Raw genomic sequence first — 21,755 nt, 5'->3', positions numbered from 1 at the left:
CTCCTCATACGATCAATAAACCTGCGTTGCGCAGGTCGTTCCAGGCCTGACTCTGAAAGAGCCGCTCGACAGGCTGCCCAAACTCCTCCTCGTAGCTCGTTCGCAAGGCGGAAAAAATCGTCTTCTCCTTAGCTGAAATCGCCATCTCAGCCAAGCGATTGCGCAACCACTCGCCTTCCTCTAGAGGAGCCGTCACCTCTACCACATAGGATTTCATCTCCACCGATAACCGTACTCGCTGTGTGACCTTCCCTTTTTTTCGCTTTTCATAATAGCTCAAGGTTGGTACTGCGCCCAACCATACCAAGCGCGACGAGTCATTGATGTATGTGCCCTCGTTGGTGGCCAAAGCCTGCTCGATGAAATGACTAGGGATACTTGTCTCGGGCACGTTAAAATCAAACCACTCCTGTAGGGTATAGTCAAAGCACAAGCCATGCATGTAGTTGAACAGCGACTTTTTCAGCCCCTCGCTGTAGCGGATATGATCCGCTCCCGAAGCATCCAGATGCTGCAAGTCGTTGTTTGCAAACCCCTCGAATACCGGCCCCACACGCTCCACCCCAAAAGACTCAGGCTCTAGTCCTGCAGGTGCATGAGCGGTCATCGCAAACTGGTGCCAAAACCCCGATTGAATCACTCCATGCATAAACAACTGCCGCACCATCTCCAATGAATCGATCGTCTCCTGGTCTGTCTGTGTCGGAAATCCATACATCAAATAAGCATGCACCATGATGCCCGACTCTGTGAAATTCTGAGTAACCTGAGCAACTTGCTCAACCGTGACCCCTTTCTTCATTTTCTCCAACAGGCGATCAGAGGCTACCTCGAGCCCACCCGATACTGCGATGCACCCCGACGCCTTGAGCAATCGACAGAGGTCAGGGCTAAAACGGCTCTCAAAGCGAATGTTCGTCCACCAGGTCACCACGAGTTTTCTGCGCAGTATCTCGAGTGCCAACTCCCGCATCAGCGCAGGGGGAGCTGCCTCATCGACGAAGTGAAAGCCCGTTTCGCCTGTCTGTGCCATTTGCTCCTCCATCCGGTTGCATAGAATAGTGGCACTGACTGGCTCATAATTTTTGATATAATCAAGTGATATATCACAGAAGCTACATTTCTTCCAATAGCACCCATGTGCCATGGTCAGCTTGTTCCAGCGACCATCACTCCAGAGTCGATGCATGGGATTGGCTACTTCGAGTACAGACAGATAACGGTCCAAAGCCAGATCCTCATAATCTGGTGTCCCAGTCTGCGAAAATGGCACATCACGATCCTTTGACCCATCGAGATAGACCACCACTCCCTCCACCAAAGCAAAGGTTCGTTTGAGGTTTTCCAATACTCTGTCTCCAAACACATGCTCCAAAAGGTGCTGAATCGGTCGCTCACCATCGTCCAATGTGATGTAATCGATGTAGCGAAAAACCCGTGAATCAGAGATAGATCGCAGTTCGGTATTGGGGTATCCCCCACCCATCACGACAGCCATGTGAGGATACTTTGCTTTGATATATTGGCCACAGCGAAACGCTCCATAGAGGTTGCCAGGAAAAGGCACCGAGAGGCACAGCATATTGGGTTGTTGCTTCGTGATGATTTCTTCGAGTACGCTGAGCAGGATCTCATCAATATGCGAAAGCGGTGCTTGTAGCGCCTCATTCATTTCGTCGAAAGACGAGGCTGACATTCCCAATCGCTCGGCATATCTACTGAATCCAAAATGGGGGTCAACCGCCTCCTTGATATAGTCCGCCAAGTCCTCTAGATACAGAGTCGCCAAGTGTCGTGCTTTGTCTTGTACACCGAGACTCCCAAACGCCCACTCTAGATCCGTCAACTGATCAAAACGACTCGCTTCTGGCAAAAACTCCCGTTCAGCAATCGAATAGGCCAGCGTGGGGTTCTTGTGTTGCAAAAACCGAATCACCGCATCCACAGTCGCGATGTAGTCTTCTCGCAGATGGAAGATACGTTGGGCATTGGGGCTGAGATGACCTTCGGCCTGCACCGCAAACAAATCCATCAGTCCTGCACGGCTAAACAAGCGCTGTATCACCTCGATCCCAAGATCAACCTGATACGATGCGACTCCCAAGGTATTGAGATAGCCTTTGAGATAGCAGGTGCCTGGATAGGGTGTATTGAGCTGGGTGAAAGGAGGGGTAATAAGAAGCACCTTGGGATTTGACATCTGCAAATCTCTACTTGTTTGGGGATTAAATCAAAAAATGGTTGGTGAATGTTCCGCTAGCGGTCTAATGTGCTTATTTTCGCTACTTCTAGTGAATACAAAGCAATAATCATGAGTATACCAAAAGCCAAGACCGTCAGTTTTTCGAAGACCACAATCACCGAATTGATGATTCCTTCTTATGCCAATTTTGGAGGAAAAATCCACGGAGGGATTTTGCTCTCTTTGATTGACAAAGTCGCCTACGCCTGTGCCAGCAAGCATGCCGGCAACTATTGCGTCACGGTATCGGTAGACAATGTCGACTTTTTGGAACCTGTAGAGGTCGGTGATCTCGTACATCTCAAGGCTTCTGTAGTTCATGTAGGCAACTCATCGCTCGTCGTTGGCATCAACGTGATCGCCGAAAACGTCAAGGAAGGCTCCGTCAAAAAAACCAACAACTCCTACGTCACCATGGTGGCCAAAGGAGACGATGACAAACCTACACAAGTCCCAGAACTGATCTTAGAATCACACGAAGAAGTCCGTTTATTCATGGAGGCTATCAAACGCAAAGAGCTCAAAAAGGACTTTAGAAACAAAATCAAGGAGGTCTCTGCTTCTATCATGGATGCCACACATGAGGACGCTTTGGAAAACGAAAGATGTCATCTCGAACTGAAAAAGTTCTCGCTGTAGCTCCTTATCATTCTATCGACCATTTGGAATCGCGGTGTACTTTTTCCTTTCGTATTTGTCGACAGGCACGCCGAATGGCTTTGTACATCAAGGCATTGACGGAGGTCACATCGAGAAACATGTCTCGTCCCAAAGGCAATGGTATATGCTGTGCCGTGCTGTAAAACGAAGAAGAAACAGTCAAATCCTTTAGATCTACTGCATCGATTCGAAAAGTCACGTAGGTACCTTCGTTGGGTACATCTGTGTCTCGTAGCAACTGATACGCTCCCGACTCGTAGGTGATGCGCAAAAAATACGTCACCCCTAGAATCTCTGCCACTCGCTCACTGACCGCCACGTCATAGCCGATCTGTGCAAGCTCCTCAGTTGTCACACCCTGAGCTTTCAGGTCATACTCCACCTGTGGCAGATAACTCAGCGTTCCAAAATCCTCCTTCAGTCCCTCCTCCACACGCTCATACAGCTGCCAAGAAGTCCACTCGTCAACAGGTTCGATTTCAGCGACCAAAATATCCTCATACTCCACCAAATGAGTCCAGCCAGTGATTTTCGACACTTTGGCCACCGTACAGCTCCCCAAAAGCACTGTTGATAGGACTACTGCTAGGACACGACTCATTGCCGAAGATTTAGACCTATGTTGAGCTGTAGCATCAGCGGAAACCAACCGCTATTGCCCTCGGTATCAATGACAAACTGTGGCCCCACATCAAAGAGAACATGCACCTTGCCGATGCTCCGTTGGATCCCCCATGTCGGCCCCAAGCCAAAGTACAGATTGGTATACCTGTAAAAATTGGATTCGAGAGAATTGCCTACCATCAGCAAGCGTCCCGATATGTAATTGGCAGAATTGCCACGAATCGATTTGCCGTTGGTATACCGACGGTTGAGCGAATAAAAGAACTTGTACTGCGTATCAAAGAAAGGGGCAATATCATAGAGTAGCTCCCCGTATGGGCCACCGTAGGTCACCCCTTTGATCGCAGGGATATACCCTACTCCCACCCCATAGGAAAGCGTCGAACGCTGACCCGTTGGGATTTCCAGTTCGACACCAGGGTTGATGAAATTAACTCGCCAGGCTTTTTCGGTCATAGCTGGGAGTTGGTCTTGAGCAATCGCTGCACTGCTCCACAGGAGCAACAGCAGCACAGTCAGTCGGTGCATAAGGGTTAGTTGGTATTATGAGCATGATTGAATTACCCCTCCGTCTCTGGAAAGACGATGGTACGGTTGCCCGTCACGATGATGCGGTGGTCTAGGTGGAACTTCACGGCCTTGGAGAGCACTTTTCGTTCGATCTCCGAGCCAATCTGCGTCAACCCTGCGGGCGAACTGGCATGAGAGACACGCTCTACATCCTGCTCGATGATGGGGCCTTCGTCTAGGTCATCTGTCGCGTAGTGAGCCGTCGCTCCGATCATCTTCACGCCTCGCTCGTAGGCACGGCGATAAGGATTCGCTCCTTGGAAAGCCGGCAAAAAAGCATGATGGATGTTGATGATTTTCTCTTTGAATGAATTGATAAAGTCAGAGGACAAGATGCGCATGAAACGCGCCATCACCACCAACTCTGTGTTGTGTGCCTTGAGCAGTTTTTTCATCTCTTCCTGCTGCATCACCCAGTTGTCTGCTGTGACAGGCAAATGATGAAAAGGAATATTGAATTGATCCGCCACGTACTTGACCGTCTCGTGGTTGCTGATGATGAGGGGGATGTTGCAATGCAGTTTGCCCTCGCTGTGTTTTTCCAGTAGGTCAAACAAGCAATGGCTGGTCTTAGAAGCTAAAATCGCTACGTTGGCCTTGTCTACAGAGTAATACACCCTCCAGTCCAACTTCAAGGGCTCGGCGATCTGGCGAAACTTCTCGGAGAGCTCTTCTCTGGACATCACTAGGTCTTTGGCATCCAGACTCACCCGCATGAAATACGCATCCTCGATGTTGTCCGTGAACTGCTGACAGGTTAGGATGTTGAATCCCTCGTCGTAAAAAAATGTAGTGACCTTGGCGATGATCCCTTTGCTATCCTCGCACTGGATCAGAAATGTAATTCTATTCTCAGACATTGATCTCTGTTAATCTCGGGTTTGTTGTCACCTCGAAAATAGTAGAAAAGAACGAATCTTTGACGGAAAAAGAATCTTAAAGCAGCAGCGCATTGTCTCACTAAGACATAGGTCAAATCAGGATCGAACAAGACCTCCTATACCAGACAGTCCAGATCAGATTTCAACATTCGACATTGGGTGTTCGATAGTCAGCATTCCAATATTAAATCACAGACTTATACCGATAGTCTTTCGTACAGAACAATACCCAACCTGTCTACCGTTTCAGACAGGTTTTGAACTATAGAATTTTGAACAACGAGTGAATTCGCTTTCATACAAAACACGAACGAATCCACTCATACCTTATTTGAATTTCATCGCCACCCTTTTTACTTTCAATTGCTCTACTCCGCATACTCCGCGCGATGCGGTCTCAGGTTGTCTCTCACGGTGATCATGTCGCTCTCGTCGATGATCATGTAGGCCACTACATAGGCATCATTGACGACTTCTGTCCCTGCTTCGTGTAGCGTCATGTTCCACTTGGCTGCATACTCTTTGAGATGGATGGCGTGGTGCTCTGCCATCCCTTTGGCATCTCCCCCACGCATGTCCCAGATCATCTTTACTTTCTTCACTTAGTCTTTGAGTTTGTCCTTGAATACCTTTCTAAACTTCTCCACTTTTGGCTTGATCACGAAGTTGCAATAGGGCTGTGAGCCGTTAAGGTTGTAATAGTTCTGGTGGTAGTCCTCTGCTACGTAGAACTTGTCAAAAGCCGTGATCTCTGTCACGATCGGGTCGTTGAACGCGCCAGAGGCGTTGAGTTCCTTCTTGTACTTCTCAGCCAATACCTTTTGTTCGTCATTGTGATAGAACACCACCGAACGGTACTGGGTCCCGACATCATTGCCTTGGCGATTGAGCGTCGTGGGGTCATGCGTCTTCCAAAACACCTCTAGCAACTCGTCGAACGAAATCACTGCTGGATCATAAGTGATCTGCAGCACCTCCGCATGGCCAGTCGTACCCGTACATACTTCTTTGTAAGTAGGGTCTAGCGTCTGTCCGCCAGAGTAGCCCGACTCCACTTTACTCACTCCCTTCAAATCCTGAAAAATAGCTTCTGTACACCAGAAACATCCATTCCCAAACGTTGCTACATCCATTTCTTTGGCTTCTAATTGTTTATTCGGCAAAATTGCACCGATAATTATTGATAAAAAAACTAATACCTTCATGTCTTTACTTTTAAACCTTACTCATCCATAACCCTCCCTCCGTACTTTTAATTCCCCAACCCGCGCGCAATACGACGATAGGTGCTTGGTCTCCTTCATCTGACCAGACGACCGGGAGCAGATCCTCTACATACGGATCAACGTCTCCAATGGATTTGATCTTTCCGATGATTTCACGACTGATTCAGAAAAAGTACCGCTGAAGCGAACATCCAGCATGCCTTTATGCCTCCGTTTATCTATTCTAAACTGAAACTTATCTTCCAATTGATATGGTAAATGATACGCTGTATTATATTTTCATCGGTGGAGACACACGAGTCACAAGCTCTTTCTAGCGGGCCTTCGCTCTTCATGAAATTGCAGAAATAAAAAAGAGAATCAATGTAATCACACTAACTACAGTCGTGAAAATCCCCGTTCCTTTAGACTTGGTCCAGCCCGACAATCCTATAATCGTCAACAGTGAAAAAACCCCAACTAAATATCCCAAAAAGCCAATTATTCTTGGTGTATTCAGTCCACTTTGGGTGACTACACTAGGGTAGCCCTCGGTAGTAGCCATTAGGATGTTGGTCATGGCAAATACTGTAGTGAGAAATCCACCAGAAGATGTTGTAGCCAGCTTTAAAATGATATTGGAAAGCCTAGTTTTCGATTCACTTATCAGCAAGTTTGCCGTCAAGGCTATCGAAAAGCCACCGAGGAACACTGACATTAGGATGAATTGACTTGAAAGTTTATTCCAGTACTCTAAAGATAATTCTACCATTCTACGTTTGATTAGATGTGATCATGAAACCCCGCACAGTTGGGTACACCATACGCTCTATACCCGCTATGCTTTATCCAAATCTAAAGAATTTTTGGTTGGCTGGGGAGCATTCGTTTAGGAGTATATTCCTGCTTTTGGGCATACTTTCGCTTAGCCATCCAGCCATGCTTTGAATGCTGCGACGCGCTCGCGAGACACGATGAGTTCATTGTCATCCCAGTGAGGCAAGACGATCTTGAGCCGACTGTTCGAGTAGGAGACGATGTCTCGAATGGCTTTCATCTGTACGATGAATTTGCGATTGACTCGAAAGAAAACACTTGGATCAAGTAGCTCGGTCAGTTGATCCAGTGTGAAGTCAATGATGAATTTTTTCCCCTCCTCGTGCTGCAAATAGGTACTCCCCTCCTCACTGTAGAGGCAGGCGATGGCATCCGTCGGGATCGTCTTGATGTGCTCTCCGACCTTGACGACAAAGCGCTCCTTGTAGGACTTGGCTGGTGCTCCCAGCATCTGCTGGAGCTGTGACACATCGATCATCGGATTGGCGGCTTTGCTGAGGTGCTCAAACTTGTCCAGGGCCCGCTCCAGTTTCTCCAAGACAATGGGCTTGAGCAGATAGTCGATGCTGTTGACCTCAAAGGCCTTGATGGCATACTGGTCATAGGCAGTGGTGAAAATCACCGGGCAATCAACACTCACCTGTTCGAAGATCTCGAAGCTAGACCCATCAGCCAGATGAATATCAAAGAACAGTAAATCAGGGCTCTGGTTGGATCGCAACCAAGCCACAGCAGACTTGACGGTATCCAGCACGTCCAATACCCTGAGGTCGGGCTGGAGCTCTCCGAGCAGTCTCGCCAAACGGTCCGCAGCGATCCCCTCGTCTTCTACGATGAGTACATTCATGAGGTCTCTAGTTTGATGATGGGTACCTCGACGGTGAACTGGCTTTGATCGGTCGTGACTTTGACTTCACGGTCGCTGAGATAGCTGTAGCGCGAAGTGATGTTTTTTAGTCCTAGTCCCGTCGAATCGGGCTTTTCTTGCTGTATCGGGTTCAGGTTATTGGACACGAGGACAGAGTCTGAGCGATAGTCTATCTGTATCGACAAGGGTCTTTCTTTGGAGATCTCGTTGTGCTTGATACAGTTCTCTACAAGCATCTGTAGCGCCAGAGGAGGCACATGATCTTGGCCAGCCATTTGATCCATACCGGTAATGGTCACGGCAAAGTTCTTCCCAAAGCGGATCTCGTTGAGATAGACAAACGACTGGGTGAACGCCAGTTCGTCCGAGAGCGGCACCAATTCCTGATTTTGGCTTTGGAGTACATAGCGGTAGACATCCGACAGCTTATGGATGAAGTCCACCGCCTTTTGCTGGTCATCGTAGACCAATGAAGTCAGGGCATTGAGACTGTTGAACAGGAAGTGCGGATTGACCTGGCTCTTGAGGGTTTCTAGTTTGGAGGTAGCGTTTTCCGTATTCAGTTTCTCGTTTTGCACCGCTGCATCTCGCCACGACACGAAAAAACCACGCGCATGAAAGAACATCGAGATAAACAAGGCAATAGAAACCGTCGTAATGATGCTTCCCTTGAGGTGTCCACCGTACAGCATCTCCCAAAAGTCCTTGTGCATCAAGTACGCTACGATGACATAGTTCATCACAAAAACGACAAACACCGTATAGAGAATCATCAGGATCAACGAGGCGATGGTTCGCTCGACAGGTTTGTGCAACCAATCAAGGTATCGTCCCAGACCATCTACCAACAAGCTGTTGCCTACCGAGAGTGCGATCCAATAGAGGTACGACACCAATACCGAAAGAGCAAACTGACCATAGTCCCCCTCACTGATGCACTGCGGACAAAAAAAGTAGGAGATTACCAAACTCCCGATGATCGGAATCACCACAAGCATTCGTACCTGTCTCTTCCATTTGTCTCTGCGGGAGACACATCCGCCATTTTCATTCGTCATATCAAACAAATCTAATCATCAATCTCTTTAGATAACAAGTACCAAGAATCAAGAGTTAAGAATCAAGGCTTGAGACCACTAGACGCTAGACCTTAGACCGAACAGGCTTCCCCGTTTTTGTCTAAAATCTAAGGTCTAAATACCAATCGCTAACAAAGGTTATTCTGCTCCGTTGCACTTACTGGTCCACTCTTCGAGCCCATAGCTGCCCCAGGTCGGCGCGAGTGGATTGCTTGACGCTTGCGTATCAAACATCTCCAGTGACTTCATGATCAACTGACAGGATTGATCCAATGGCTGTCCAAAAAACTCCGCTGTACCCATTTGCATCTGCCCCATAAACAGTACCGCCCTTGGGTTGTTAGGATCCAATTGCATGGCTTTGGTAAACAAGCCGTAAATCTTCGGAGACAGTGTCTGCCCTCTCGTACCAGGGTCCACGCCTATTTTGATCATGTAGATGAATCCCTCCATGGCCTTGATCTCCGAATTGTTCGCACTGAGATCATCCGCCTTGGACAAACTCACCAATGCCTCGTCCAGTACCTTGTCCTGCACCTGTGCATCCTTGATGCGAAATGCCTTGAACACCTGCGACAAAGACGCATAGTAGTAGGGCTCCCATTTGTCCTTTTCGGCATCCCCTATCCGGGAAAAAGTATTCGTAAGTCGGTCTAGGTCTGCTGTAGACGCTGCGGTGTAGATGGACTGGATATTGTCCAGCATGGCTTTTTCGTACTTTCCATTGTCAGCTGATACTGCGAGGGAACAAATTGCGAGTAATAGTGTGAATATCGTTTTCATGATTTCGAATGTTTTAGTTTTTAATGAAGTGTGATCGTAATATTTTGATCAGTCGCTACCTCGAATTGCGCATCTGCGAAACTCGGAGGGCCATAAGAGCCCTTGGCGTCATTGGAGAAACCATAGGGTTCGGCAGGGATCCCAAACACCCAAGTGTCCAGTTCGCCGTTGGCATTTTCGTCATGGTAGATGCTGACCGCATAGACGCCAGCTTCTACAGGGTCAAAGACCAGTGTCAGTTCATCGTTTCCCGTTACCTTTTGAGAGACGTAGACTCCTTGTTTGAGGAAACTCGATTCGCTGACATACAGGCCTGCTCTGATCTCACCCGTATTGGCTTTGATATTTTTGACCACTACGGTCACTTGGTGTTTGTTGCCTCCTGCCTGAGCAGTCCAGGTCAACAAACACATGGCGATAAGGAATAGTTTTTTCATGATTTGTAAGATTTAAGTTGATTTATAAATATTCTAGTTGGTTGGTTTTCTTGTCTTTGGTCAGGGAGATAAACACGCCCACGAAGAAGAAGCGCTTGGCCTGCTGGCCTATCGCTTGCGAATCGTACACTCCGCTAGCATCTGGCATGTCGGCATAGTCATAGCCGAAGACATTGTCTCTGCCGAGCAGATTGGTCGCAGATGCATAGAGGATGACATGGGGTCGGTACAAAAAGGCAAAGTTGAAACTCAAATTGGCATAGTACTTCGTTTTCTGATTGTTGAATTCATCCTCGTTGGGGTCGTTGTACGGGCGACCACTGTTGAAGTCCCACGTCGCACCAATCTGCGTACGGATCACAGGAATGAAATGCTTGTACACCACCGACACATTGTGCATCGCCGCAAACTCCGGTCGCACTTGCTGAGGATAGTTGCGGTAGTCCCGCTTGCTGTCTATGAAGGAGTACGATATCCAGTAGTCTGCATTCTTGATCGTTTTGGCATCCCTAAAGAATAAGTCGATCCCGCGCGCATAGCCCTCCCCTGAATTGATGTAGGTCGTCGGGTTGTACATATCATCCGCATCGTACTTCACCAAATCCTCATAGGTCTTGTAGTACAGCTCCCCGCGGAAGGTGAAACCTTCTTTGATACGCTGGTAGCTGAGGATGTAGTGATCCGCCTGCTCTGGCAAGATGTAATCCTGCGCGGCGAGCATCAGGTCACGCTGCGGCAACTGATGAAACTGCCCAAAAGCTGCGGAGACCTGCGAGTATTCACCTGTCTTGTAAGCCATCGAGACACGTGGTGACCACTGTCCCTCCTCAAACACCGAATAGTGCGCATAGCGAAGGCCTGCACGCAGCGTCAGTGCCTGTGTCAGGAAATAGTCCCCTTCTACAAACCCCGCCAGTTGTGTATTGTCATAGGCACGATCAAACGCTGAGTTGTCCGCCAATCGGGTATCCTCCTTTTCGTCCGCGCGGATCATCTCCCCTCCTGCTTTGAGGGACAAACTCCCGATGTCCGTGGTATAGTAGCTCTTGGCATGCACTGCCTTATTTTGCCCCTCTACCCGGATGGCATTGTAGTCGGTATCTTGGTGGTATAGACCATAGGATACCCCAAAGTAAGCCATGCCTGCATCCCCAAGACCTTTCTTGTAAGTCGCATTGAGATAAGTGTTGTCGTTTTGGACTTTGGTATCGTCTCCCGCGGGGTTGTTGATGCTGGGGATGATGGCATGAAATCCACTGCGGTCATAGTTGGCATAGACCTTCAGCATGTCTTGTTTGTTGATCTTCTGTCGAAGCATAAACGTGCCATTGGCTGACGTGAAACCATCCTTCCAATCGTACGTCTGCTTGACGAGGTTCATGTAGGGGTCCAGGTTCATGTATTCTATCTTGGCATACACCGACCCCTGATCCCAACGCTGCGTATGGGCTACAGCTCCTCCTACCGACATCAGACTGATATCGGTAATCGTCTCATCGGCCAGATCCAGCGAATTGAGTGAAAGCACAGAAGACAGCGCCTGTCCATACTCCGCAGAGTAGCCCCCAGTACTGAAGAATGTCCCTTTGAATAAAAACGGATCGAATCGCCCCCGGCTAGGGACGTTGCTCGGTGTGGTGGTGTAGAAGTTGCTCACCCAGATCCCATCGACAAAGGCCTGCGTCTCGTTGGCTGTACCTCCTCGGACAAAGAGACGTCCCGTCTCCCCATTGGTAGTCGTCCCGGGCAGCATATTGAGTGCGCCCGAAACATCCGCCCCCGCACCAGCAGTCATCGCAATATCCAGCGGTTTGAGTACGGTAGCCTTTTGCTCATCACTCGCCTCAAAACTCCCTGCCGTGATGGTGACACCTGAGAGGCGGTTGACTTCCTCTTTGAGACGAATGTCTAAGCGATGTGACTCGCCCATCGTCAGTACCTCCTCGTGGGTCTTGTACCCGATGAAACTAGCGACCAAAGTCTGCTCGCCTACCTCATGTGTGCGAAACGAGAACCGGCCCTCTATATCCGTGGTAGTGCCATCATAGCTCCCCATGATGTAGACACTCACGCCCGGCAATGGCTCGCCATCCGTGTCATGTACCTGTCCCGTGATCTGTCCCAAAAGGATGGGAATACAGAGTAGATTAAATAGTGCGGTTAGAATTGAATTTTTCATTCGGTTTGTTTGATTTTGATAGCTCAAACATCGAATGACAGGCAATGATTACATAATGGAAATGGGTGAGTTGTAGGATTTTGAGAATGAACTGTGAAAGAAACTGAATGAACCGGAATCGTGTTTCATACATTTTACCTCCTGAGCACAGGACCAAACACAGAGACTGGCCTCTGCCACTTATCTAGTAGACCGCTGATCTATGACACCCAGCATCAGCTGACTGCCCTGTGCCCTTTGTAGCGCATCCCGATGTTGTACATCACATTCCCCGCAAGGGTACAGAGAAACATCGCCGTACCGACTGGCACCAAGTCATCGGCGTGGAACAGTGCGATAACACTACCTACCAGAAACCCCAAAACAAACCTAGAAATCCCTATCGCAGCATTGGCAGATGAACTCACCTTGGGGTTGTGATTCAAGATGACCGCTGTGCCATTGCCAAACACCAACCCCAGACTACCGATAAAGAGCACGACACCTCCGAACACTCCCCAAAACGAAGGTTCGTCCAGGCGGACAGACACGAATAGAATCACGCCCGCCACCAACTGCAACAGCATCCCCGCACGCAGAATGTATCTCGGACGATAGTATTTGAGCAACTGCGTATTGACGAAGGACAACATGACATTCAAAATGATGTTGGCGGCAAACAAATACGGAAAGTAATACGGATCAACCGCGAAGAAATCCAAATAGATAAAGGATGCACTGGTGATGAAAACATACATTCCAGACATGGACAGGCTAATCGAGAACAAGAATATAATCGATTGGCGGTCTTCAAAGAAGGTCTTGTACTTGTCAAACAACTGCCGTGTCGTGAGTCTCCGCGTGATCAAGGCTTGATCCCTAGATTCGGATACAAAAACCGAGAAGACCAGAAACAGCACACATGAAAAACCAAACAGAAAGTAAAAGACCGACTCCCAACCAAAATGACTGATCAAAACAGCGCCTAACACAGGAGCAATCAACGGTGCAAGCATCATCATCATACTGGTGATGGTCACCAACCGAGCGACATGCTTGCCTTCGTACCAGTCACTGATGAAGACATTGGAGGTGACCGTGGCAAAACCTCCACCAAATGCCTGCAAGACCCGCAGCACCAAGATCACCTCAATCGAAGTACTGACAGAGATCAACAAAGACGAAAGCCCATACAGCCCTATTCCTAGCAGAGCCACGGTCTTGCGCCCAAACGAATCAGACAGCGGCCCTCCTATAAAGTTCCCGATGGCAAACCCTAGAAAATACAACGTAATCGTAAGCTCAATGACGCTGAGATGCACGCCAAACACCTCTGCCATCATCGGCATAGCGGCTAGGTAAGTATCTATAGCAAACGGCGATAGTGTCACCAGACTGGCCAACAAAATCGTAATCAGGAATGACTCCTTAGGTATTTTCCAACTTCTCATTCTTATTCGACGGGTTCAAATCGGTCTGTACAGACCATAGGGATTGTTGTTCGTCTCTCTCATCGTGCAGGTCGCAATGATATCGCATTTGGACACTAGGTCAAACCACTTTTCCACCAGTGGCAATACAGGTATCACTCCTTATCGTTATACTCTATCCAGGTCAGAAGGTTTGGTCACATATGCTACCTGCCCTTCCGATGATGAATAGCGTATATTATCTCCCGACGAAACACCTGCTATTGAGCAAGATACCCCCCATTTCTTTTCTCATCTGAGTGATTCCTTTCACAAATAATTTTCTCAACTTAGTATGCACGCATAATAAATTTCATATATATTTGATATTGTTATGCACGCATAACAGACCACAAAAAACCGAACATCATAAAGTTAAAGCATATGGAAGCCCAAACAGCAAAAAGATCTATCAAAGGCGGAGAGTTCCTCATCAGAGAAACTGCCGCTGCGGATATTTTCATTCCTTCGGAGTTCACCGAAGAGCAAAAGATGATGGCGCAGGCCACCAAGGATTTTATTGACAAAGAAATTCAGCCTATTCGTGAAAAGATCGAAAAGCAAGAAGGCAACATCGTACCCGACCTGATGACCAAAGCGGGTGAGCTCGGCCTACTGGGTGTATCCATCCCCGAAGAGTATGGCGGGCTGGGCATGAACTTCAACACCTCCATGCTGATCGCAGACATCATCGGCGAGACGGGTTCGTTTTCGACGACCTACGGTGCACACACAGGGATCGGCACACTCCCTATACTCTACTACGGTACCGAAGAACAAAAGAAAAAATACCTCCCCCTCATCTCATCGGGCGAATGGAAATCCTGCTACTGCCTCACGGAACCAGACGCGGGGTCAGATGCCAACTCTGGCAAAACCAAAGCAACACTATCCGATGACGGCAAACACTACCTCATCAACGGACAAAAAATGTGGATCTCCAATGCGGGATTTGCAGATCTATTCATCGTCTTTGCGAAGATCGATGACGACAAAAAACTCACGGCTTTCATCGTCGAAAAGACATTTGGTGGGATCACGATGAACGACGAAGAAGTGAAGTTGGGAATCAAGGGGTCATCGACCCGCCAAGTTTTTTTCAACGACTGCAAAGTCCCCGTAGAAAACATGCTCTCTGACCGAGAAAACGGTTTCAAAATCGCCGTAAACATCCTCAACATCGGCCGAATCAAACTCGGTGCGGGTGTACTCGGAGGATGCAAGGAAGTAGCAAACTACTCGGTCAACTATGCCAACGAAAGAAAGCAGTTCAACACGGCGATCTCTAGCTTTGGCGCCATCAAGCACAAGCTCGCAGAGATGGCCATCCAAACTTGGGTCACCGAAGCGGCCTCCTACCGTGCGGGTCAAAACATCGACGACTGCATAGCAGATCTGATTGCCGACGGCATGGAAGACGGACAGGCCAAACTCAAGAGTTTTGAGCAGTTCTCCATCGAGTGTGCCATCATCAAAATCATCGGATCAGAAGCCCTCGACTATGTGGTCGATCAAGGCGTACAGATCTACGGTGGCATGGGATTCTCAGAAGACGCGCCTATGGCACGTGCCTACCGAGATGCACGGATCACACGCATCTACGAAGGCACCAACGAGATCAACCGCATGCTCATGGTCGGTATGATCCTCAAGCGCGCGATGAAAGGCGAGCTCAACATCATGGAACCTGCCATGGCAGTCGCCAAAGAATTGACTGCAGTGCCGTCATTCGACATGCCGGATATGTCCAAGCCCTTTGCCGAAGAAAAAGAAGTCCTCAAGCGACTCAAAAAATCCGTGCTCATGGTAGCGGGTAAGGCTGCACAGACTTTCGGCCCGGCATTTGAGACGGAGCAAGAGATCATGATGGATGTAGCGGATATGATGATTCAGATCTACGCTGCTGAGTCCGCTGTACTACGCGCGGAGAAGCTCGTATCTATCCAAGGCGCCGAAGCGAGCAAGCTGCAAATCAATGCAGCGAAAGTGTACCTCTACGATGCAGCAGACAAAATCAACAAAGCAGGCAAGGATGCCATCGCATCGTTCACCGCTGGAGACGAACAAAAGGTCATGCTGATGGGATTGAAACGATTCACCAAGACGAACCCCGTCAACGTGAAAGTACTCCGACGTGAGATTGCTGAGCACATGATCGCCGAAAACAAATACACTCTTTGATTAAACCAACCTGAATAACCCAAAATTGATTGTTTGGTTTAGCCCTTTGCGTCTACGATGCGAAGGGCTTTTTTATGTCCCGCCGAAACCTTCCTTTACCCAAAGTTGGTGCACAATGACTGATAACGTTTGACTAGGTAAAACGATGAAGTCAACCTACCGCAATCAAACAACACCAAAAAAATGGTCTCAGGAGCAGGAAATAAATGACTCCAAACCTGCCGGGAGTTGAGAGGGAAGTCCAGCGGGTCTACATCCAAAACCGTAGGGAATATCTCAGAATAACCGTTAGCTCCCCCCAAAGAGGCTCTGTGCTCTAAACGAGGAAGACCTCAGACCCCTGCAGTTGCATTGCCTAGGCAGCCCAAAAGGACATTGGCATGTTTTCATGTCAAGCAGATGACATTGCGGGGAACGATCAGATATGGCGATGTGACTCTGCGGTATTCTACCACTTCCCGAGTCGAGTGAATCGGCGGAGCATGTTATGGCATTGATGGGGTCACACAGCTATGGGCATTGTTATCCTTCTTTTCAATCAACGAATGTTTCTTTGATCGCTTGTTTGACTTCTGAGATTTCTTTATCAGAAAGCTTGTCATAGAATTTGATAATTCTTTGCTTGTCGATCGTTCTGATTTGATCGAGTACAACCCAACCTTTTTTCCTGTTTTGGTAAACTTGGATTCTCGTTGGGTAATTATGCGACTTAGTAGTCATCGGAGCAACCGTAACTGTTTTGATGTTGAAGTTTAGTTCGTTTGGAGATATTATCACGTATGGCCTTGTCTTCAGAAAGCAGAATACTTAACTAAACACAAAAACGGTTCGAGTTCACGCAAGCACCGCTATTGCTTTTATACATTGTTACCTGCTGCCATTTTTTTTTGAAAACATCTTTATATTATTCTGTAAATGTGGTTTTTGTCAGTTCTAGGCTGCCATTCCACAGGTCTTTTTGAAAATCCTTTTTGTAAGAATCAACAGATGTTTTAACCACTTTACTGTCTGAGAAATAAATTCCTTTTAAGTCTTTGTATTTCTCAGAATACGCAAGGTTTGCTAAATTTTTTCCTGCTTGCGCTGGTGTATGGATATTGCTTTTGAATAAGGTCAATACAGGGAAGATATTTTTCCACAAAAATCGCATGACAGGTGTGTAAGTTCTTGCAAGTCCTGTACCTGGTGTTAATCCTGGGTCGTAAGCATTTACCCTGATATTTGTGTGTTTTAATCGCTCTTGTAATTCGTATGCCGTCATTATGTTGCACAACTTTGACGTGGAATACCTTCTTTGTCCAACTATGTTAGGTTTTTCGGTAGTTTCTTTTGGGTAAGCAAGTTCTTGGGCACTTGTATAAATAGGAGGTTCTATGGGTGTTTTTAATGCTGGGTCGTGAGTCTCACTAGATGTGAATGTTATATGGCCGTTATTTTTCATGAAGGGCAGTAATTGCATTGTCAAGGCAAATGCACCTAAATGATTTACACCAAATGTCTGTTCAAATCCGTCTGTGGTATATTGCGTTTCACCAATATTCTGTACGCCTGCATTGTTTATCAAAATAGAAATGGATAGTTCTTTTTCTCTTGATAATTTCTCCGAGAATTCACGGATAGATTGTAATGAAGCCAAATCCAATTCCAAAGACGTTAGGTTTTTATGACCTGTTTTGTCCCTTATCTTTTCAATCACTTCTTTTCCTGCTTTTATATTTCTGGCAGGAATGATAATTTGTTCGTTTTTGGCCATTCGAGCCATTTGTAAGGCACACTCATAACCAATACCGCTGGTTGCACCTGTAATAATTATTGAATCCATATTTTTTTGCTTTTTATTTAAATGATGAAGCAAAGTTCAGCGCTTCAAAAGCAAAAACATTTGCCATTTGGCAAATAATGAATTCATGTATATTTAATTCATTTTAAAGGTTACATGGAATTCGTACCGAAAGCCTTCGGTGCTCATTTCAGATGCTTTTTCTAATTCTACTTAGTGATGATTGTGTGATCCCCAAGTAGGATGCAAGATAGGAAAGCGGAATTCTGTTGGCTAAATTCGGAAACTTTTCAAGAAAATTTAGATACCGTGTAGTGGCATCCTCGGCTAACATTGGGCTTAGTTTATTTACTTTATCAACCAATGCTTTTTCGGTTATTTTATTGATAATACTGTCCCATTGAATGATAGTAGCTGATAAATCATTAAGTGACTCTGAAGAAAATACAAGCAGTGTACAATCTGTTACAGCCTGTACATATTCCGAAGATGGGATTTTTTGATTGAAGCTGTATATGTCCACTGCAAAATTGTTTTCATCAACAAAGTATTTGGTGATTTCATCTCCTTCGCTGTTGTAGTAACAAACTCGAAAGATGCCTTCTTCTATGAATGCTACTTGTCTTGGAATTTTCCCTGCTTCAGAAAAGTAATTGCCTTTTTTCAACTCCAATACCTGTGCTTTTCTCTTTATCAAGTCAAGTTGCTGTTGATTTAGCTGCCCAAATTCCAACAGATAGTTTATTAATTTGTCCATAGTCACAAAGATTGTCATTGCATTTTATTCGGAATTTGTCAAATGGCAAAAAGGGTTGATTGATTTTGGTTTTGCTCCATTTGGATGGGTTCTCTGGTTGCAGATAACGTTTAGTACATGAGAAGTAGGCGATTTCGAAGCACTTAACTTTCGATTAAGTACAGAGTTTTACACGAGCCTATAGCCTGATTTTTTATATACATTGTTAGCTGTAGTGGTTTTCGGTTCGCTGTTGGTTTAGTTAAAGGATTGCCTGAATTCCAGAGGGGAAAGGTTTGTTTTTGACTTGAAAAGCTTGCTAAATGATTGAGCGTGTTCAAACCCCAGTTCATAGGCAATTTCGCTCACCGTAAAATTTGTCGTAGACAGCTTTTCTTTGGCCTTTTCAATGAGTTTACTGTGGATGTAGTGCTGGGCACTTTGCCCAATCAAAGAACGTAAAAGGTCGCTTAAATAACTTGATGAAATATTGAGCTGTTCAGCAAGAGACTGTACGGTCGGAATCCCTTGAGTTAAGGTTTTATTATTGTTGAAGTAATCATCTAAAATTTCTTCCAACTTCTGTAGCAAGTCGTTGTTTACTACTTTTCGGGTGATGAATTGTCTTTTGTAATAGCGGTTGCTATAATTCAACAATAGTTCTATCTGTGAGATGATTACATCTTGGCTAAAATCATCAATTCTACTTCGTAATTCCTCATCAATTATTTTGAATATTGAAAATATAGTCTCTTTCTCCTTGTCTGAAATATGTAATGCCTCGTTGGTCGCATATCCAAAAAAACCAAATTGCTTGATTTTATTTGCCAATGGATAGCTTAACAAAAAGTCAGGATGAATGAGTAATAAAAAACCAGTACTCGGTTGGTGATTCAATTCAAAAACTTGATTTGGTGCGGTGTATACCAATCCGCCTTCGCCAAAGTCATAATAATGCTGTCCATATTTAGCTTGTCCGCAAAGGGTTGATTTATAAGATATTTTGTAGAAGTTAAGGATATAAGTATTTCCTAATTCTTCTGGTAAAATTTTGATGTCCTTAATGTCTGTAAAACTTATCATCGGGTGCAACGGCTTTGGCAAACCAAGCACCCGATGCAAGTCGGATAAAGATTGAAATACTTGAAAATTGTTTTTCCCTTTTTTCATATTATGAATTTACAAAATATTTGGCTGGCATTCTACCAAGGACATTCGCCTGTCTGTGGATTATATTCTTCACTAATGAATTTCCCTGTCGGCCCATCTTCGTCAATTGTGGCATATTTTGCAATGCGAGGCTGTTCTGATTTACCTAATAAACCTCCAAATGCTTGGGTAACTCTCACCACACCATACAAGCTTGGTGTCGAACACAGTTTGCAATTGGTCAATGGTTGTACTCAATGCTTGTTGTGGCATTCCCCCATTAATACCTGCATTGTTTATAAGTGCGTCCAACACATCTGTCTTTTTACCTAATTCGATTCTTGCTTTATCCACCGAAGCGGTATCGTTTACATCTAAATGAATAGATTCGGCATTTGTTACCCCTTTATTTTTCCGTTTTTCTATGGCAAGATTTCCTCTTTCAATGCTACGACTACCTATATAAAGATAATACCCTTGTTGCAATTGTTGTCTAGCTGTTTCAAATCCAATACTTTAATTGGCTCCTGTAATTAGTGCTTTTGTCATTGCTTATAAACTGCTGCGAATTCCTTGACAAAATCTGTCATTTTCACCTTGCCTAAGTCTGGTTTGTTTTTATAAAAATCTTCGTATAAAATGCCACTTCCTTGTGCGGCTTGCATTTCTATAAAACCTTTAGCAACCCACTCATTCATCCCTGACGCCAGTACACCACGCAGTAACTCTTCAGCCGGTACAGTTTGCCATTTCAAATCTGGGTTTCCTATGGCTTCTCCTAAAATTGTAGCTACCTCATTGGGTGAAACTTCATCACTTGCTATATAGCGAGAGTTTCTGCCATCAAAAGGTTTCTCCATTTCTTCTACAATAGCATCTGCAATATCTAATGGTGAAACCCATGGCTCTTTTTTGTCGCCACCATAACTTTGCATAATAGCTCCATTGGTCTTGATACTTTCCATAAACCTAAAAAGGTTAGGATAAAACGCAACAGGTCGCATAAATTTGATGGACACATCAGTAGGCAATTGATTCATTATGTCCTCAACACCATTATAAACAGAAAGGCTGCCAATACCTTGGTTAGTATGTGCCCCGATACTACTCAAATGCACCACTTTTTTTACACCTGCCTGTTTGACAGCTTGCTTATACTTGCTGGCAATTTTGCTGAATTCAGTAGGGAAATCTATGCTTTTGTCAAAGATGTTACCTATGGCATCCCAGGCTATCATCAAGTAAACAACATCAGCATCTTTAAATGTTGTACTTAAAAAATCAACATCCTGCATACTGCCGATTGCTGCTTTTGCCCCAAGAGTTTCGATTTCTTTTTGTCTATCGGTTTTACTGCTAATAACGGTTACCGAATGCCCGATTTTTACTAAACTTTTTGTTAGTGGTTTCCCAATACGACCCAATGAGCCTGTCAATACTATTTTCATATCTCTCTTTTAAATTTTGAAATACAAAAGTCGTATGGCTGGTTTTGCGAAATGTGTTCTAAATGAGGATTTGTGTAGTCAAAATGAGAATGGAATCAAATATTTATATAGGTTATGGAATTCGGGTTGTTTTTGTTGCCATTACAGATAACGCCCAGCTAAAACCGTAGGCTTGACCTTTGCTAAAATCAATAAAAGTATCTGATTCAAATGCTCTTTGCAAGTAGCTCATTAGCCTATGGATTTTTAGCACTTGTTGTAGGGAGTATTTCATTGGCAGGTATAGATACTACTTCACCATTTCGAGACACAATTAATGGGCTATTGTTCCTTTTTTTGAATTCGGCCATTTTTCGATAGGCTTCCTTGAGTCCTAAACTTACTTTCTCTTCTAGTTCTTGTAATTGTTGGCTAATTTCCATTATACTTTTCGTTTAATTGAGACCATATCTTTTCACTTCTTACGACAAGGTCAGCACCTGATCCTTCGGCAATAAATTCAAAATTCTCAGTTGAGTTATCTACTGACAATTGACTTATATATTTTAAAAAAGTTGGTAAGTCCACTTGAGTATCTTCTTTCAATGGTTTGAATAGGTATGTTATGTCCTCCCTCTTTAACTCTTGTTTGAACTCGTTGTTTTGCAA

The 21,755-nt window shown here is 45.6% G+C and carries 23 protein-coding genes; 2 read left to right on the top strand and 21 right to left on the bottom strand.

Annotated features, from left to right (window positions below; translation table 11 throughout):
- Window positions 1-4 precede the first annotated feature (4 nt).
- Window positions 5-2,200 (bottom strand): radical SAM protein, encoded by a 2,196-nt coding sequence (locus BFP72_RS03410; RefSeq protein WP_099597761.1) that lies wholly within the window; start codon window positions 2,198-2,200, stop codon window positions 5-7.
- A 111-nt stretch (window positions 2,201-2,311) separates the two neighbouring features.
- Here BFP72_RS03410 and BFP72_RS03405 point away from each other — a divergent pair, with 111 nt between their 5' ends.
- Window positions 2,312-2,881 carry an acyl-CoA thioesterase gene (locus tag BFP72_RS03405; RefSeq protein WP_099597760.1) on the top strand — a complete coding sequence of 190 codons (570 nt, stop codon included), beginning with the start codon at window positions 2,312-2,314 and terminating at the stop codon, window positions 2,879-2,881.
- A 7-nt stretch (window positions 2,882-2,888) separates the two neighbouring features.
- On the opposite strand, the gene BFP72_RS03400 is transcribed toward BFP72_RS03405, so the two are convergent.
- The 12 genes from BFP72_RS03400 to BFP72_RS03345 form a co-directional block, all read right to left on the bottom strand.
- Window positions 2,889-3,503 carry a hypothetical protein gene (locus BFP72_RS03400; protein WP_099597759.1) on the bottom strand — a complete coding sequence of 205 codons (615 nt, stop codon included), beginning with the start codon at window positions 3,501-3,503 and terminating at the stop codon, window positions 2,889-2,891.
- The gene (locus BFP72_RS03395) at window positions 3,500-4,054 is read right to left on the bottom strand and encodes a hypothetical protein (RefSeq protein ID WP_099597758.1); all 555 of its coding nucleotides are present in this window, start codon (window positions 4,052-4,054) and stop codon (window positions 3,500-3,502) included. Before BFP72_RS03395 ends, BFP72_RS03400 begins: the two co-directional genes overlap by 4 nt.
- A gap of 32 nt (window positions 4,055-4,086) precedes the next feature.
- Entirely contained in the window at window positions 4,087-4,956 is an 870-nt protein-coding gene (gene purU, locus BFP72_RS03390) for a formyltetrahydrofolate deformylase (RefSeq protein ID WP_099597757.1), read from the bottom strand.
- 389 nt (window positions 4,957-5,345) lie between these two features.
- Window positions 5,346-5,579, bottom strand: a complete 234-nt coding sequence (locus tag BFP72_RS03385; RefSeq protein WP_215976413.1) for a hypothetical protein — start codon at window positions 5,577-5,579, stop codon at window positions 5,346-5,348.
- Complete coding sequence (gene msrA / locus BFP72_RS03380) at window positions 5,580-6,182, bottom strand: peptide-methionine (S)-S-oxide reductase MsrA (protein WP_369824008.1); 603 nt, start codon at window positions 6,180-6,182, stop codon at window positions 5,580-5,582.
- A gap of 352 nt (window positions 6,183-6,534) precedes the next feature.
- Window positions 6,535-6,954, bottom strand: coding sequence for a hypothetical protein (locus BFP72_RS03375; protein WP_143519916.1), 420 nt, complete (start codon window positions 6,952-6,954; stop codon window positions 6,535-6,537).
- A 153-nt stretch (window positions 6,955-7,107) separates the two neighbouring features.
- Window positions 7,108-7,866 carry a LytTR family DNA-binding domain-containing protein gene (locus BFP72_RS03370; RefSeq protein WP_099597754.1) on the bottom strand — a complete coding sequence of 253 codons (759 nt, stop codon included), beginning with the start codon at window positions 7,864-7,866 and terminating at the stop codon, window positions 7,108-7,110.
- Window positions 7,863-8,945: a sensor histidine kinase gene (locus BFP72_RS03365; protein ID WP_099597753.1), complete on the bottom strand. Its 1,083-nt coding sequence runs from the start codon at window positions 8,943-8,945 to the stop codon at window positions 7,863-7,865. Before BFP72_RS03365 ends, BFP72_RS03370 begins: the two co-directional genes overlap by 4 nt.
- 159 nt (window positions 8,946-9,104) lie before the next feature.
- On the bottom strand, window positions 9,105-9,749 hold the full coding sequence (locus BFP72_RS03360) for a hypothetical protein (protein WP_099597752.1): 645 nt from the start codon (window positions 9,747-9,749) through the stop codon (window positions 9,105-9,107).
- 20 nt (window positions 9,750-9,769) lie between these two features.
- Window positions 9,770-10,186: a DUF2141 domain-containing protein gene (locus BFP72_RS03355; protein WP_099597751.1), complete on the bottom strand. Its 417-nt coding sequence runs from the start codon at window positions 10,184-10,186 to the stop codon at window positions 9,770-9,772.
- A gap of 22 nt (window positions 10,187-10,208) precedes the next feature.
- The gene (locus tag BFP72_RS03350; protein ID WP_099597750.1) at window positions 10,209-12,365 is read right to left on the bottom strand and encodes a TonB-dependent receptor; all 2,157 of its coding nucleotides are present in this window, start codon (window positions 12,363-12,365) and stop codon (window positions 10,209-10,211) included.
- A gap of 215 nt (window positions 12,366-12,580) precedes the next feature.
- The gene (locus BFP72_RS03345) at window positions 12,581-13,795 is read right to left on the bottom strand and encodes a multidrug effflux MFS transporter (protein WP_099597749.1); all 1,215 of its coding nucleotides are present in this window, start codon (window positions 13,793-13,795) and stop codon (window positions 12,581-12,583) included.
- A 402-nt stretch (window positions 13,796-14,197) separates the two neighbouring features.
- Between BFP72_RS03345 and BFP72_RS03340 the strand changes: the two genes are divergently transcribed.
- The gene (locus BFP72_RS03340) at window positions 14,198-15,994 is read left to right on the top strand and encodes an acyl-CoA dehydrogenase family protein (RefSeq protein ID WP_099597748.1); all 1,797 of its coding nucleotides are present in this window, start codon (window positions 14,198-14,200) and stop codon (window positions 15,992-15,994) included.
- 534 nt (window positions 15,995-16,528) lie between these two features.
- On the opposite strand, the gene BFP72_RS03335 is transcribed toward BFP72_RS03340, so the two are convergent.
- From BFP72_RS03335 to BFP72_RS19305, 8 genes are all read right to left on the bottom strand, one after another.
- Window positions 16,529-16,789, bottom strand: coding sequence for a type II toxin-antitoxin system PemK/MazF family toxin (locus BFP72_RS03335; protein WP_099597747.1), 261 nt, complete (start codon window positions 16,787-16,789; stop codon window positions 16,529-16,531).
- Between the two features lie 109 nt (window positions 16,790-16,898).
- Entirely contained in the window at window positions 16,899-17,816 is a 918-nt protein-coding gene (locus BFP72_RS03330; RefSeq protein ID WP_099600672.1) for an SDR family NAD(P)-dependent oxidoreductase, read from the bottom strand.
- A 148-nt stretch (window positions 17,817-17,964) separates the two neighbouring features.
- Window positions 17,965-18,531 (bottom strand): Crp/Fnr family transcriptional regulator, encoded by a 567-nt coding sequence (locus tag BFP72_RS03325; protein WP_185123718.1) that lies wholly within the window; start codon window positions 18,529-18,531, stop codon window positions 17,965-17,967.
- 237 nt (window positions 18,532-18,768) lie between these two features.
- A complete protein-coding gene (locus BFP72_RS03320; RefSeq protein ID WP_099597745.1) occupies window positions 18,769-19,680 on the bottom strand; it encodes an AraC family transcriptional regulator in 912 nt (303 codons plus the stop codon).
- 141 nt (window positions 19,681-19,821) lie between these two features.
- Complete coding sequence (locus BFP72_RS03315) at window positions 19,822-20,145, bottom strand: SDR family NAD(P)-dependent oxidoreductase (protein ID WP_255397148.1); 324 nt, start codon at window positions 20,143-20,145, stop codon at window positions 19,822-19,824.
- Between the two features lie 59 nt (window positions 20,146-20,204).
- Window positions 20,205-21,107 carry an NAD(P)H-binding protein gene (locus tag BFP72_RS03310; protein WP_099597744.1) on the bottom strand — a complete coding sequence of 301 codons (903 nt, stop codon included), beginning with the start codon at window positions 21,105-21,107 and terminating at the stop codon, window positions 20,205-20,207.
- A 236-nt stretch (window positions 21,108-21,343) separates the two neighbouring features.
- On the bottom strand, window positions 21,344-21,529 hold the full coding sequence (locus BFP72_RS03305; RefSeq protein ID WP_099597743.1) for a hypothetical protein: 186 nt from the start codon (window positions 21,527-21,529) through the stop codon (window positions 21,344-21,346).
- Window positions 21,519-21,692, bottom strand: a complete 174-nt coding sequence (locus BFP72_RS19305; protein WP_221406465.1) for a hypothetical protein — start codon at window positions 21,690-21,692, stop codon at window positions 21,519-21,521. The genes BFP72_RS03305 and BFP72_RS19305 overlap by 11 nt, the downstream gene beginning before the upstream one ends.
- Between the last annotated feature and the right edge of the window lie 63 nt (window positions 21,693-21,755).

The organism is Reichenbachiella sp. 5M10, assembly GCF_002742335.1.
Lineage (GTDB): Bacteria > Bacteroidota > Bacteroidia > Cytophagales > Cyclobacteriaceae > Reichenbachiella.
Note: the sequence above shows the minus strand (reverse complement) of the source record. Positions and strands in the feature narration are given on the sequence as shown.